This window comes from Streptomyces sp. NPDC001157, assembly GCF_053598255.1.
The window spans coordinates 56629-70962 of record NZ_JBSFJW010000013.1; the positions used below are offsets into that span (position 1 = coordinate 56629).

At 71.9% G+C, this 14334-nt stretch carries 10 protein-coding genes; 6 read left to right on the forward strand and 4 right to left on the reverse strand.

The genetic code is table 11. The features are described 5' to 3' along the window. Nucleotides 1–7: 7 nt before the first annotated feature. The 3 genes from ACWDAG_RS23405 (at nt 8) to ACWDAG_RS23415 (ending at nt 4900) form a co-directional block, all read left to right on the forward strand. Nucleotides 8–1474: a hypothetical protein gene (locus ACWDAG_RS23405; RefSeq protein ID WP_450697491.1), complete on the forward strand. Its 1467-nt coding sequence runs from the start codon at nt 8–10 to the stop codon at nt 1472–1474. Between the two features lie 113 nt (nt 1475–1587). After that, nucleotides 1588–2376, forward strand: coding sequence for a hypothetical protein (locus ACWDAG_RS23410; protein ID WP_450697492.1), 789 nt, complete (start codon nt 1588–1590; stop codon nt 2374–2376). 70 nt (nt 2377–2446) lie between these two features. Beyond that, the gene (locus tag ACWDAG_RS23415) at nt 2447–4900 is read left to right on the forward strand and encodes a S1 RNA-binding domain-containing protein (RefSeq protein WP_450697493.1); all 2454 of its coding nucleotides are present in this window, start codon (nt 2447–2449) and stop codon (nt 4898–4900) included. A 93-nt stretch (nt 4901–4993) separates the two neighbouring features. Here ACWDAG_RS23415 and ACWDAG_RS23420 read toward each other — a convergent pair whose 3' ends face one another. Then, nucleotides 4994–5434, reverse strand: a complete 441-nt coding sequence (locus tag ACWDAG_RS23420) for an SRPBCC family protein (protein ID WP_450697494.1) — start codon at nt 5432–5434, stop codon at nt 4994–4996. 203 nt (nt 5435–5637) lie between these two features. Between ACWDAG_RS23420 and ACWDAG_RS23425 the strand changes: the two genes are divergently transcribed. Together ACWDAG_RS23425 and ACWDAG_RS23430 are read left to right on the forward strand one after the other, a co-directional pair. Then, a complete protein-coding gene (locus tag ACWDAG_RS23425) occupies nt 5638–6648 on the forward strand; it encodes a DUF2278 family protein (RefSeq protein WP_450697495.1) in 1011 nt (336 codons plus the stop codon). Between the two features lie 110 nt (nt 6649–6758). Beyond that, the gene (locus ACWDAG_RS23430) at nt 6759–7973 is read left to right on the forward strand and encodes a cytochrome P450 (RefSeq protein WP_450697496.1); all 1215 of its coding nucleotides are present in this window, start codon (nt 6759–6761) and stop codon (nt 7971–7973) included. Nucleotides 7974–7993: 20 nt separating this feature from the next. On the opposite strand, the gene ACWDAG_RS23435 is transcribed toward ACWDAG_RS23430, so the two are convergent. Beyond that, nucleotides 7994–8623 (reverse strand): thiol:disulfide interchange protein DsbA/DsbL, encoded by a 630-nt coding sequence (locus ACWDAG_RS23435; RefSeq protein ID WP_450697497.1) that lies wholly within the window; start codon nt 8621–8623, stop codon nt 7994–7996. A gap of 611 nt (nt 8624–9234) precedes the next feature. On the opposite strand from ACWDAG_RS23435, the gene ACWDAG_RS23440 reads away from it, so the two are divergent. Next, nucleotides 9235–12606: a BTAD domain-containing putative transcriptional regulator gene (locus tag ACWDAG_RS23440; protein WP_450697498.1), complete on the forward strand. Its 3372-nt coding sequence runs from the start codon at nt 9235–9237 to the stop codon at nt 12604–12606. 21 nt (nt 12607–12627) lie between these two features. Here the strand turns inward: ACWDAG_RS23440 and ACWDAG_RS23445 are convergent, their stop codons facing one another. Continuing rightward, entirely contained in the window at nt 12628–13536 is a 909-nt protein-coding gene (locus ACWDAG_RS23445; protein WP_450697499.1) for a TIGR03619 family F420-dependent LLM class oxidoreductase, read from the reverse strand. A 76-nt stretch (nt 13537–13612) separates the two neighbouring features. Continuing rightward, nucleotides 13613–14296: a hemerythrin domain-containing protein gene (locus ACWDAG_RS23450; RefSeq protein WP_450697500.1), complete on the reverse strand. Its 684-nt coding sequence runs from the start codon at nt 14294–14296 to the stop codon at nt 13613–13615. Nucleotides 14297–14334: the final 38 nt, after the last annotated feature.

The following is a 14334-nucleotide window of genomic DNA, read 5'->3' on the forward strand; positions in this document are numbered from 1 at the left end:
GGCCTTCATGGCGCGAGGCAGGGGGAGTTGGCGCTCCCGTCGCCGAGTGGACCTGTCCGGCACGGTTGAGGCGGACGCTCTGCGCTCCGCGCTCACGACGGCAGGACCGGACGGCGGCCCCGCGAACCGATACACCGGTCTGCGGGTCACTGGAACGCTCGATCTGAGCCACTGCCGTGTCAAGAGCGCCGTCGCGCTCGTCGACTGTGTCTTCGAGGAACCCGTAGAGCTGACTCGACTCGCGGTTTCCGCCCTGGACCTGTCCGGGTCCGTCCTGCCCGCGCTGCGCGCCGACGGCATCATGACGGACGGCGAACTCCGCTTGGCCGGCGCGCGCCTGGGCGACGGGAGCGGTGAGCGCCGCCCGCTGTTGGATCCGACGGCGGGGGACGGGACACGCGCGCCGCGCCGGGTGCAGGAAGGCTCTGCGACAGGAGTCCTACGCCTGGCGGACGCGCGGATCGGCGGCAGCCTCGTGCTGGAACGGCTGATCATGACGGACCCCGAGGCCTGGTCCGTCCTCGCCCCGCGCCTCACTGTCGAAGGGGCGTTGCACGCCCGGGAATTGCGAGCCTCGGGTGCCCTCTACCTCCGAGAAGCGCACATCGACTACGCGGTCGTTCTTCAGGCAGCCGACGTGGGCGGCATCGACGCCACCGGACTCGTGTGCGGCGGGGGCTTCTACGCCGACTGGGGTTTTCGCAGCGCCGGACAGGTGCTGCTGCGGGCCGCGAACGTCGGCGGAGTGGTCACCTTCCACGACAGCGTGCTCGCCGAACCCGCCGGGGAGCTGCTGCTCAGCCGGTTGCAGGTCCCCCGTCTCCGCCTCGACCTGCGCGAGGCCCCGGCCGGGCGGGTGGTGTTGCAGGACGCCAGGGTGGACGTCCTGGTGGACTCCGAGGCCACCTGGCCGGCCACGGGTGAACTGTTCCTGGAAGGCTTTGCCTACAAGCGACTCGAAACCGCCGCACCCCTCGACACACAGCGCCGCATAGGCTGGCTGACCCGCGACGCGCAGGCCGGTGGGGGATCTTTCGAGCAGCTGGCCAAGTCCTACGAGGCCGCCGGCGACGAACGCTCCGCTCGCGCCGTACGGCATGCCCGCGAGCGCCATGTGCGCCGCCACGACGGCTGGTCGAGCCGACTGTGGGGTGCAGTGCAGGACGTGCTCTTCGGCTATGGCTATGCCCCGCGCCGCGCCTTGCTGTGGCTGGTCTCTCTGGCCACGGCCGGTGCCCTGTGGTTCACAGCGCATCCGCCGCGGCCGACGGGCGGCAGCGCCGGGGCACAACGTTCCTGGGATCCGGTGCTGTACAGCCTGGACCTCCTCGTACCCGTCGCGAGTCTCGGCTATCGGAGCGGCTGGGATCCCGTGGGAGTCGACAAGGCGGTCGCGATGTTCCTCGTGGTGTCGGGATGGGTGCTGGCCACGGCGGTGATCACGGGCGCGCGGAGGATCCTGGGACGAGGGTGAGCGAACTCCCACGGCGGTACGCTGCTGTGGCCGCTCAGCGCCGAGGTCGCAGCGCCCGGTGCTGGGGGAGTGGCGGGAAGCAGAGGTGGCGGATGGGGCGCGAGGAATACTGGGTGGCCATCTCCCAGGGCGGTGTCCTGCGCGGTGCCGGATTCTTCGTGACACGCCACTACGTGGTGACGGCGGAGGGGTGTCTGGGCGGCGTCGGTCTGGGCGGCGAGATCGAGCTGCGCACCGCACAGGGCCTCGCGCTGCGCGGATACGTCGACGAGGTGACGGAGGGGCTCGCGCTGGTCCACGTGATGGCAGCCCCGGAGGCCGACTATCCGACGCCGCGTGCCGACCGAGCCGTCAAGGGAGACGACTGGTACGCCCCCTACCGGCCGAGCCCTGCACATGCCCGCCTGAGCGGTCACGTCGACGATGTGGTCCAGGGCCGGCGCTCTCTGACGGTGTTGGAACTCGCCCCGGAGGAACCGCAGGCTGCAGGTAGGGCCGAGGAGTACGCGGGCGGCCCGGTCCAGCGGCACGGTGCGGGCCTGGAGGCCGCCGTTCTGGGAGTGCTGCTGACGGCCGACCACGCGCGGGAGCTCCGCGGAGGCCAGGGGTGCCCACTCGCCGCCGGCGATCTCGGCGCGGTCATTGACTCCTTCGACGCGCTCAACCCCCGCAGGCTGCTGGGACTGCTCACGGATGGGCCACCGCCCTCGGCGGAGCCCTCGCCCGCGGCTGCTCGGCGCGCCAGAGTCGAAGACACCCTGGACCTCACCGAGTTGAGTCTGCGTCGGCTGAAGGACTGGGCCCGGGCCGGCCTCGTCGAGGAGGTGGATCTGCCGCCGTACCGGATCGAACTGCTCGAGACGGTGGTGCAGACCGTGAAGGGTGAGGTGGCCCGTGATTGATTCGCTGAACGAGGCTGTCAGGTGCGCCGAGGAGGCCCTTCGGGGTCCGGAGGAGCTCCGCCTCTCACTGATGGCGAATCTGTTGCGATCCCTCGACGCGCGCACCGACGACCTCATCGGCGACGGACCCTGGGGGCCTGACACCGGTGTGGCGGGGGTGCGGCTGGCCCGGCTGCTCGCGCGCCTGGGGCTCAGACACGAGGCAGAGCGGGTGTTCCGGGTGATGTCCGGTCGGCTCCGGCAGGAGGGCGTGCCGGAGTCCGAATGGGATCGGCATGCCGATGCGTTCGTCAACTGCCTTGGTGTGCTCGGCATTTCGCTGGGACTGCCGTCGGAAGCCCGGGAGGTGCTCCGGCACGCGGTCCGGGACGCGGAAACCCTGAACCTGTCGGCGGCGGAGGTGGCCGCACAGGTCAACCTCGCCGCGGTCGAACTGGATCTCGATGACGCCGACGCGGCACTCGATCACGTGCTCGGAGCGCGTGCGATGCTTGAGACGTCACCCGATCCCGACCTTCCACGATGGCATGCTCTGCACACGGTCCTGGGCACCGTGGAGCATCAACTCGTCGGGCTCGAACCGAGGTTCGGGGACCATGCGAAGCGTGTCCTGGCCGCCCTCGCGCGGCGCGCGGGCGAACGGCTCGACGGCCTGGACGACGCAGACCCGCGCGCCTACATGACCGTCGTGGGATTCGCCATGACGCGCACGGAGGCGGCTGTCCGGGCCGGTGACATCGAAACCCTGGAGACCGTGGCGAAGGTCGTCGAGGTCGCGGTTCAGCGGCTGGCCACCCTGCTCGGTGCCGACCACCCGCAGGTCCTCGCAGTCCAGGCCGACCTGGCCGCAGTTCAGATCGAGACGGCCCGCGCCGTACGGTCGCCCGCCCGGCTGGAGCGCGCCGCACGGCTGCTCGCCGCCACGGCGCAGCGCCTCGAGTTCCGGCTCGGTCCCGCCCATCCCCGAACCGTGGCTGCCCTGACCAACCTGGTCTCCGCAGAGGTGGAGATGGTACGAGCCCTGCCCGAGCCCGGGAAGGCGGAGCGGACGGCGGACGCGCTCGCCGAACGGGCGCTGAAGTTCCGCGAGTTGCTGGGCGCGCGGCACCCCGTCACGCGTCTGGCGACCGCCTCGGCGGCCCATTGTCGCCAGATGGCGGCCGGGGAGGACGGCGGGCGTGACCTCGGTGGTACGACGCTGGTACGGACGTTGATCGACTCGGCGGGGGACTGGCAGCGGGACGGGGAGGCGTACAGGTCGTTCAGGGACGCGGTGAGCGAGGTGGGGCCGTCCCCGCGGCCCATGCGGGTGGTGTCCGAGACCCGGGAGGGGGACGGCTTCCCGCTCGGCTCCGCCGTGACCGGAGTCGAGCGGGAAGGGGACGGCTTCCCGCTCGGCTCCGTCGTGACCGGAGTCGTCCGCGGGTTCGACGAGAAGGAGGTGGAGGTTCATGTCGGGCGGTACCGCGCCGTCATTCCACGTACTGAACTGGCCTTCTCCGACGAGCACGGTCTCCGGGCAGGGAGACTGAGGCTCGGTGACGATCTGGACGCCGTCGTGGTCGGCATCGAGACGAGCGACACACGCCGTGTGCTCCTGTCCCGTCAGCTCGTCTTCCTCAGTGAGGCCCTACGGCGTCGGGAGGCGGCCGAGGCCGCCGGTGTGCCACCGGGCGGTGCGACGGTCTGCGGCCGGGTGGCCGGGGTCGTCGACGGCGGACTCGCGGTCAAGGTCGCGGATGTCGTGGCGTTCCTGCCTACGGAGGACGTCGAACTGGAACCTGTGGGCGACCGGCAGCGGTACGTGGGCCAGATCATCGATGCGAAGGCATGGATCACGCCGTCCGGTTCCGTGGTCCTCTCACGCCGGGCGTGGCTGGAGGAAGCGGCCGTTCTGCCGCCGCAGCTGTGGCTGGCACACCTGCGGGTGGGGCACGTACGCACGGGCACGGTCACGCGTTTCACCGAGCAGGATGTCGTGGTCGACCTGGGCAGCTTCCGTGGCTTGCTCGACCAGGACGCGCCGAGCACGACCTCCATCGGGACCGGTGATCAGGTGACGGTGCGGATCTTGGCGGTGGACGAGGAGAACGCACAGGTCTTCGTGGAACTGGTCGAGGACGAGAAGCTGCCGTGGCAGAAGTTCGCCGACAGCCACCGCCTGGGCCGGATCGTCCGCGGCACGGCCACCCGTATCAGCTCGAACGGTGTCCACGTCCGGCTTACGGGCGGCATCGACGGTTTCGTCCCCATCGGGCAACTGGCGGACGACCAGCGGGATTCCGAGGGGCCGACGGTCGCCGACGGGGCAGAGATCTACGCCCAGATCACCAAGATCGACACCAAGCGACATGGCGTTGCCCTCTCGGTTCGGAAGGCGGACGCGGTGTTCGGTTCCGATCCCTGGAGTACCGAGTTCATGCCGGCGTGCTACGAGGATGCGGGAGACCCGGACCACACCGCTGCCCGTGACGTCTTCGAGTTGCACCGTGAGCACGTGATGTCGCGCCGCGGCATTGATTGACCACTCGCCGCTCACCCGCCCCGCGTCAGCAGCACACGAAGCGGCCGGTCCCGCCCGATTCGACGTCCTCCCGGCGGTCCCGGTCGGCGGCCGTCACTCCATCCTCAGCAGGCGGTTCGCCGCCCGCCCGAACACGTAACGGGCCGCCCGCAGGAGGATCGGATCGAAGAAACCGGGCAGCAGCCGGACCCCGAGTTCCTCCCGCCACACCACCCGGGTACGGCCCCCGGGCCCCGGCCGCACCTCGATCTCCGCCCAGCCCGTCACCACCCGGCCCCGCTTCTCCAGCCGGCACCGGCCGGGCGCCTCGTCCGTCGGTGGCTGCCACACCGTGACCTCCATCCGGTCGTCGAAGGCGAGCGGGCCGAGTCCCGAGCGGGCCACGACGACCGTGCCCTCGTGGGTCGGCGGGGGAGTGGTCACCGTGACGCGGGTCAGCGGGACCACCTGGCCGTGCCGGGGCCACGCGGTCAGGCGGCGCCACGCCTCGTCGAGGGGGAGCGGTGCCGTGCGTTGGACGAGGAAGTTGACCACGTGACGAATCGTAGGGAATCCGGGCTGCTCAGCGGCGTGTTCATCCGCGCGTCACGCACTTGGCCCAGCGGCGTAATCGCCAGAAGGCGTAGACAGGACGGTGGGTGTGGAATACGGCAAGAGTGGGGTCACATAACTCCCATCCCTCTACCATTCCTCCCACGGGCGGGCAATCCGCCTGCCCCCGGGGGAAGTTGGACGTCATGCCACTCAAGGCCTACGGCGTGCTGATCGCACGCGCGGTCGACACCCGGCGCGAGGGCGCCACCGACACACCGCACTACCAGATCCACCTCCAGGACGACGGCGGCACGCACTACCGCGCTGCAGTCAACGTCCTATCCCAGGAACGGCCCTCCGAGCTGCTGTACCTGGTCGACGAGGACCTCCGGCACCCGGTCACCGCCCGTCTGGACGGCCTGCCGGGCGGCTGGAACAGCCTGCCACCCGGCCCCGGCGGCCCGAACCTCGACTTCGTGCGCGGCAACCTCTTCGACCCGGCGAAGATGCGCACCCTGCCCCCGGACGTCTCCGGCCCCGACAACGACCTGGCCGACCTCCTGGACCACTACGTACGCCGCGCGGTCGACGACCAGCAGGCCCGGCTGTACGTCTTCGGCGAGCGCTTCGGCCCCGAACCGGCCGTCAAGGACAAGGTGTTCGGCTTCCTGCCCGGCAACGGCGTCCACGACATCCACATGAACCAGGGCAACAGCCGGAAGTTCCAGGGCGACGACGGCGTCTGGCAGGACGGCGGGCTGCTGCTGCACTTCCCGGCGCAGGAACGCTGGGTCGGCATCTTCCTCGCCTTCCAGAGCCAGTCCTGGCACACGGACGACGCCACCGGGCATGCCCTGGACGATGTCGACGGCGACCGCCCGCAGCCGGGCGCCCAGCCCGTCCGGATCGTCGCGGCGCTGGTCAACCCGTCCGGCCCGGCGCCCGAGTCGGAGACGGTGACGCTGCTCAACGCCTCGCCCGCCCCGGTCGATCTCACCGGCTGGCGCATCGTCGACCGCATCGGCCAGAGCTCCGTCGTGCCGGCCGGCCCGCTCGCCGCCGGCGCCTGTCTGCTCGTCGCGCTCACCGGGGGCGCCCAACTCGGCAACCACGGCGGGGAGATCACCCTGAAGAACGCCGACGGTCTCAAGGTGCACGGGGTGTCGTACACCGCGGAGCAGGCGGCCCGCGAAGGCTGGTCCGTGGTGTTCTGACCGGCACCCGGAAAGACACCTGCCGAGCGCGGAAGCCCTCTACCGCACTCGCACAGCCGTACGGCACGATGAGCCCGACCTCGCACCACCGTCGGCCGGGAGGGTGTCCCGTGGACCGTGAACTGCACGGCAGACTCGACGAGTTGCAGCGCGACCCGTACCCGCACTACGAGCGGGCGCGGAGCGCCGAGGGCCTGACCCACGTCGCCGAGCTCGACGCCTGGCTGATCGCCCGGGAAGCCGACGTACGGGAGGTCCTGCGCCGGCCCGAGGACTTCTCGTCGGCGAACGCCCTCGTCCCCGACGTGCTGCCCGGGCCCGCCGCGCTCGCCGTCCTCGGCGGCGGGTTCGGCGGAGGGCCGGTCGTCGTCACCTCCGACGGTGCCCGGCACCAGCAGTTACGGGCGCCGATCGTCCGCGGGCTCTCACCGGCGCGCGTCGCGGCCGTACTGCCCTACGCCGCCGAGCGGGCCGCCGCCCTGGTGGACGCCTTCGTGAAGGACGGGCACGTCGAGCTGATGTCGGCGTACGCCGGGAAGCTTCCCGGCGAGGTCATCGGCCGCATCGTCGGCCTCGATGCCGCCGACGTGCCCGCCGTCGTACACGGCGGCCATCGCGCCGAGGAACTGCTGTTCCGGCCCCTGGAGGAGGACGAGCAGATCGCCGCGGCCGAGGACGTGGTCGCGATGCAGCGCATCCTCGACCGGTACGCCCGGGAGCGGCACGCGGAGCCCCGCGAGGACCTCTGCACGGAGCTCGTCACCTCGGTCGTCGACGGGGGCGAGCTCACCCTGCAACACCGGCACGAACTCGTCGCCCATCTCCAGAACCTGCTGATCGCCGGGCATCTGACGACGACCGCGCTCATCGGCACGACCGTCCTGCACCTGCTCCGGCACCCCCGCCAGTGGGAGCTGCTGTGTGCCGAACCGGAGCGGATTCCGGCGGCCGTCGAGGAGGCCGCCCGCTATGACACCGCCTTGCAGGGGTTCCGCCGTGTCACCACCGGCCCGGTCAGCCTCGCCGGTACCGAGCTCCCGGCCGGCGCAACGCTGTTCGTGGCCTTCGGTGCCGCGGGCCGGGACGCCTCACGGCACCCCCGCCCCGACGACTTCGACATCACCCGCACCCCCGGACGCCACCTCGCCTTCGGCTTCGGCGTTCACGCCTGCCCCGGCTCCCAGCTGGCCCGCGAACAACTCCGCCTCACTCTGGAGGAGTTGACCCGCAGGCTGCCGGGACTGCGACTGGCGGACGACCGTCCGCTCACCATGCGGCCGACGATGATCCACCGTTCACCGGAGAAGCTGCACCTCACCTGGTGACACGCAGCTGCGGGAGCCGCTCAGTGGATCGGTGCGTTGTGGTAGAGGTGGTCCAGAACCTCGATGGTCCTGGCGGCGGTGCCGGCCTGGAAGGGGGACGTGCGGTAACGCCCGCCCACGATCACCGTGGGCATCTCGTTCACCTGGTAGCGCTCACGGAGCGCAGGTGCCGCCTTGACGGCGTCGTCGACCTCCTTGGACGTGTAGGCGGCGCTCACCGCCTGCGCGTCGAGTCCCTCCCGGGCCGCCCATCTCAGGACGTTGCGCTCGTTGGTGAGGTCCTTGCCCTCGTCCCGCACGGCCTGGAAGACCGCGATCGCCTTCTTGTTCGCGACACCTAGCTGGTCCAGCGTGTAGTACAGGCGGGCGTAGGCGTTCATTTCGGGCTGGTCCTCCCAGGTGGCGGGGATCCGCACCAGTTTCACCCGGGGACTCTGCTGCGCGGCCCAGTCCTCCAGCGGCTTTTCGAGCTCGTAGGAGTGCGGGCAGTCGTACCAGAACAACTCCGCCACCTCCCGCGTCTTCACGCCGCCGACCGGGTGCTTCAGCTTGAAGTACTCCACGCCCTCCTTCGGCTCGCCGGAGGCCGCGCCGAGCAGGCAGGTCAGGACGGTCGACAGCGCGAACAAGCGCATGATCTTCTTCCTCATGGCGGACACCTTGGCGCTATGCGTCCCGGCGCACCCCGCTGACACACGCAATGTCCCTCGTTCGGACCGCCCCACGCCCGGAACCCTCCCGGAAGCTCCGGCGCCGGCAGCGCCAACAGCGGGCCGTGGACGACGAGTCCCGGAGGGCCTCGACGTCACGGCAGTACGGGGTGTCGTAGTGAATGCGGTGGGCTTTCGCGGTGAAGGCGCTGAACCGGAAGCGCAGGGTCTCGTCCGGCGGATCCGCGTTGCAGGACTCCGACCGACCCGCGCGGGCCTGTGGTAGGAGGTCCGCGACCGCCTCCGCCAGCCCGGTGGCGCGCTCTCCGGCGGCCTGCAGCAACGCCTGTCCATCGCACGGGCGTTGGCGGTACGGCCCGGACCCCACCTCCACCCGCCGCGTCAAGGAGACCATCCACGAACTGGGCGGCAGGCAGCCCGCCTCTTCGGGCTAGCGGGTGGCCACATGCCCGGCACCGGTACCGCCCGCGGCCGGGGTCTGGGACAGGTTCAAAGGCCACCTGACCTGAGAGTTCGGACAGTGTGCGTGATGCGCGGCACGGGGGTCGCGGTGGGTCGCGTGCAGCGACGACGCTTACGATTCCCATGTCATGGTCACAGTGAAAGTGCTCGGGTCGTTCCAGGTCGAGGTCGACGGCTGTGTGGTCGATCCGGGCGGCCGGCTCGCCCGGATGGTTCTGGCCCAACTGCTGCTCGCCCGTGGGGCCGTCGTGCCCACGGAGCGGATCATCGAACGGCTGTGGCCCACCCGTGCCCCATCGAGCGCGCAGCCGTCGCTTCAGGTCTACATCGCGCGTCTGCGGCGCGTCCTCGAACCGGAACGGGCGCCGCGAACCCCTGCGCGGCTGCTGGTCAGCGCGCCCTACGGCTACGCCCTCGCCGTGGAGCACGACGCGGTGGACGCCTGGGTGTTCGAGGACCGGGTGGCGGCCTGCACGGCGGCCGAGCTGCCTGCCCATGTCGCTGCCGAGGGCCTGACCGAAGCGCTCGCCTCGTGGGGCGGGCAGCCGTACGCGGAGTTCTCGGACGAGCCGTGGACCGCCGGCGAGCGCGCGCGTCTGGAGGAGGTGCACCGCACCGCCCGCGAACGGCTCACCGCGGCACGGCTGCGCTGTGGACAGGCGGCCCAGGCCCTCGCCGACGCGGGCACGCTGACCCGGGAGCAGCCGCTGCACGAGGAGGGGTGGCGGCTGCTGGCCCTGGCCCTGTGGGCTCGCGACCGTCAGGGAGATGCCCTGGCCGCGCTGCGGCGGGCCAGGCGCGTCCTCGACGAGAATCTCGGGATCGAGCCCGGGCCCGCTCTGCTGGAGCTGGAACAGGCCCTGCTGCACCAGCGGCTGGATGTGCTTCACCTGGCGACCGGGGCTTCTGCCGCGACCGGCGCGAGCGCCGAGGTGGCCACCGCCGTGGCGGCGGCTGGACGCGGGGCGCCGACGGTGCTGGCGGCGGACCGGCTCCTGGGCCGTGACGTGGAGCTGGCGGAGCTGGCCGCCGCGGCGGACCGGGCACGGGGCGGCCGGGGCCAGGTGGTCCTGGTCTCGGGTGAGGCCGGTATCGGCAAGTCGAGTCTGCTGGAGGTCGGCGTCCGGCAACTGCCCCGGCAGGGCTGGCTGGTCGGGTCCGGGCAGTGCCCGGAGACGGACGGCGCCCCGCCCGGCCGGGCCTGGTTCGACATGCTGCCGGTCCTGGCCGAAGCCGCACCACCGGGGCCGTACGCCGAAGAGCTCGCTCCGCTTCTGGCTCCGGGCACCGCGAGCGGTTCCGGGCAGCCGGAGGGCAGCCCGGCCCGGCGTTTCCGCATGCACAAGGCGCTGCTCGGCTGGCTCCGTGACACGGCCGTGCGGCGGCCGCTGGCGATCGTGCTGGACGACCTGCACCGGGCCGACCAGGAGAGCGTCGAACTGTTCCTGCTCTGCGCCGAGCAGTTGCGCGACGTACCGCTGCTCCTGGTCGGCTCGTACCGCACCGGCGAGGGCGATCTGACCGGGGCACTGGCACGGCTGGCCGTCTGCTCGCCCGTACGGCTGGCGATGGGCGGGCTGTCGGACGCCCAGGCGAAGGAACTGCTACGACGCGGCGCGGCCGGCATGAGCGAGCACGCCGCGACGGCGCTGGCCGAACGGGCCGGGGGAAACCCCTTCTACCTCCGCGAGAGTTCGCTCCTGCTGGCGGGCGAGGGCGAGCAGCAGGCCCTGGCCCGCGTCCCGCAAGGGGTACAGGACGTGCTGCGGCGGCGGCTCGCCCTGCTCGCGCCGACCGTCACGGCCGGACTGCGGCTGGCCGCCGTCGCCGGGCGCGAGGCCTCGGTGGCCCTTCTCGTCCACGCGGCGGACAGCGATGCCGAGCAGCTTCTCGACGCCCTGGACGAGGGTGTCACCGCCGGACTGCTCACCGAGCCGCGTCCAGGCACGGTCCGCATCACCCACGCCCTGGTGCGGGACGCTCTGGCAGGCGACCTCACGCGGCTGCGGCTGGCCCGGATGCACTCCCGCCTGGGCCGGGGCCTGATCGCCCTCGGCTCGGACGACGTCGCCACCACCGCCCACCACCTCCTGCAGGCGGCCCCGGTCGTGAACGCCGACGCCGGGCCCGCGGTCCACCACGCCATGCTGGCGGGCGAGCAGGCGGTGCGCCGCTACGCCCCGCAGAACGCCGAAGCCCTCCTGAGCGCGGCCCTCGACCTTCTCGCCGGCCATCCCGAGGCCTTCACCGACCAGGATGCCGCTCTGCTGCGGGTGACACTGCTGGGCCAACTCGTGGACTGCCGGATCCGGATGGGGGCCGTGGTCCCCGCCCGCGAGGCGCAGCAGCAGGCCGTACGGGTGGCCCGGGAAGTGGCCCGGGCCGACCTGCTGACCGCCGCCTACACGACCTGGACGGAACCGACGCCCTGGCGCGTGCGCGCGTATGGGGAGTCCGACCCCGAGGCCGTCGAGGAACTCGGGAAGCTGCTGGAGAGCCCGGGCCTGGCAGACCGGCAACGGTGCCTGCTCCTCGACCAGTTGGCCGACGCCCTCGACGACACCGATCCACGGGCCACGGCGGTGGGGCACCAGGCCGTGGCGCTCGCCCGGACCGTGGGCGAGCCCCGGCTGCGGGGCCTGACGCTCACCTCGCAGCTGCGCCGGCTCGACTGCGACCTCGTACCCGACGCCTACCGGGAGGCCTACCGAGAACTCGCCGAGGTCGCCGACTCCCAGGACAGCCCCGAGTACTCCTGGATGGCTTCCTACGCCGCCGCCCGGATCGCCGCCGGCCGCAACGACCCGGCGGAGATGGAGCGTTGCCTCGGCCGTGCGGACGACATCGCCCAAACCTACGAGCTCCGGGGCGCGTTCGCGGTGGCCAGGCTGCGGCACCCCATGCTCGCCATGGCCCAGGGCCGCTTCGAGGAGGCGGAACAGGCCCTGGGAACTGCGGTGGACGCGCTGCGGGCCGGAGGGATGGTGGACGTCAGCGGCCTGGCCGCCCTGGGCATCGGGTGCATGCGGTTGCAGCAGGGACGACTCGCCGAGCTGCTGCCCCAACTGCTCGCCGTGTGGGAGCGTTACCAGCCGCACAACGAATCCCTCACCGCACTCGCGCTGCTCGCCGCGGGCCGTCCCGAAGAGGCCCGGGACGTTCTCGGCCGACGCGTACCGCTCCGGCGCGACTTCGCCTACTCGACCCTGGCCGCGGTGCGCGGCACGGCCGCCGTCGCCTTCGGCGACAGGGCGCTGGCCGCCGAGGTGTACCAGGACCTGCTTCCGCTGCACGGGCTGGCGGCCGGCGCGAGCAGCCTCAGCATCGTCTTCCGGCCCGTCGCGCAGACCCTGGGCGAACTCGCCCAGTTCCTCGGCCGCCCCGAACAGGCCCGGCAGCACTATCTCGAAGCCGCGCGGGTGGCGGCCGCGTGGGACTCCCCGCACTGGGCGGACTCCGCGCGGACCGCCCTGGCCGGACTGCCGGCGACGCCCGCGTAGCCGTACCCCTTCCGGGGCAGGTCAGGCCAGTTCGGCCAGGAAGGCCGCCGCGAGGTCCAGGAACTCCTCCGGCGAGTCCGTCGTCAGCTGGAGATCCACGAGCACCTCGTCGGTCCCGGCCTCGCACATGATCCGGAGATGGTCGCAGATCTGGCGTACCGTCCCGCGCTGGTACGTCTCCGTGGGGTCTGTCTCGGCCGTGGTGACCTCGGGGTTCACCCGGAACACCCGGCGCAGTCCCGCCGGATCCCGCCCCGCCCCCTCGGCGGCCTCGACGGCGACCGCCCAGAGACCGTGGAGATACGGCAGCGGCATCGAGGCCCCCAGCCAGCCGTCCGCGCGCCTGCCGACCCGCTCCAGGGCGGGCGGGGTGAAGCCGCCCAGCAGGACCGGCGGCCTCGGGCCCTGGACGGGTTTGGGAAGGACGGTCGACTCGGGGATCGTCCACAGGGGGCCGGTGTGGACGACCGGATCGGACCCCCATACGGCGTCGAGGACGTCGAGGGTCTCCTCCAGCCGCGCTCCGCGGCCCCGCCACGGCACCCCGGCGGCCGTGTACTCCTCGCGCATCCAGCCGATCCCGATGCCCACGTCCAGGCGCCCGTGGCTGATCAGATCGAGGGTGGTCAGTGACCGGGCGAGCACGAGGGGAGGCTGCCACAGGGCGTTGAGCGTGCTGCTGCCCAGACGGACCCGATCGGTGGCCATGGCCGCCACGCCCAGGGCGAGCAGCGGGTCGAGGTGGGTGCCGTACCGGACGGGCATCTGTTTCCCGCCGACATAGCCCTCGGGCGGGGTGAGCGGCGCCAGGAGCCGGTCGGCCGCCCAGAGACTGTGGCAGCCGAGAGCTTCCAGCGCCGCGCACATCCCGGCGGTGCGGTCGGGGTCGGCGAACGGGCCGAACTGGGGGACGGAGAATCCGATGCGCATCGGTGGGAGTTCCTTGATCGGTACAGGGCGGGGCAGGGTGGGAAACAGGGGTGGGCGGTCGGACCAGGACGGCACGTCAACCGGTCGTACGGCGCCCGCGGATCCTGTCGGTCTCGCGGCGGTACTGCCGCTGCCCGAGCAGCTTCCACAGCACCCGGGCCGGAAGGGGCAGCCCGGCGAGGAACTCCTGCCGCTGCTCGGGCGGGGTGTCCTCCAGAATGGCGCCCAGCGCGATCATCAGCCGGTTCCGGGGTGTTTCGGCGAGACCCCGCTCGCCCACCGCATGCCACTGCTTCTCGGTCACGTGGAGCGCGGCCAGAGGCATGACCTCACGCTCCTCCTCGTCGAGATGGGCGCACAGCTGCCGGCGGTGCCTGCGCAGCGCCTCGACGAGCTCGTCACGGTCCTCGGGCAGGGCCTGTGCCTCCCACCGGTTCATGAGCCCCTGGACCTCGGCGATCCCCTCGTCGAGTTCGCGGTGCTGCGTCTCCATCGCCAGCACCTGTTCGGCATCGAGGTCCAGGTGGGGCAGCAGCACCGGCCACAGCATCTCGTCCTCGCCGGTGTGGTGCGCGTGCAGACCGACGGCGTACTGCCGCCAGTGCTCCGCGAGGATCCGGGCGCGGGCGGTGTCGGCGGGACGCACCTCCTGGACGAGTTCGGCCAGCAGGCGCGACTCGCGGCGGAACACCTGGTGGATCATCGCCATTTCGCGGGTGTAGGGGTGGACGGTGGAGTCGGAAGTGTTGCTCGAAGTCATGACACCCAGTCTTCGGAGCACGGTTGCAAGGCACTTGC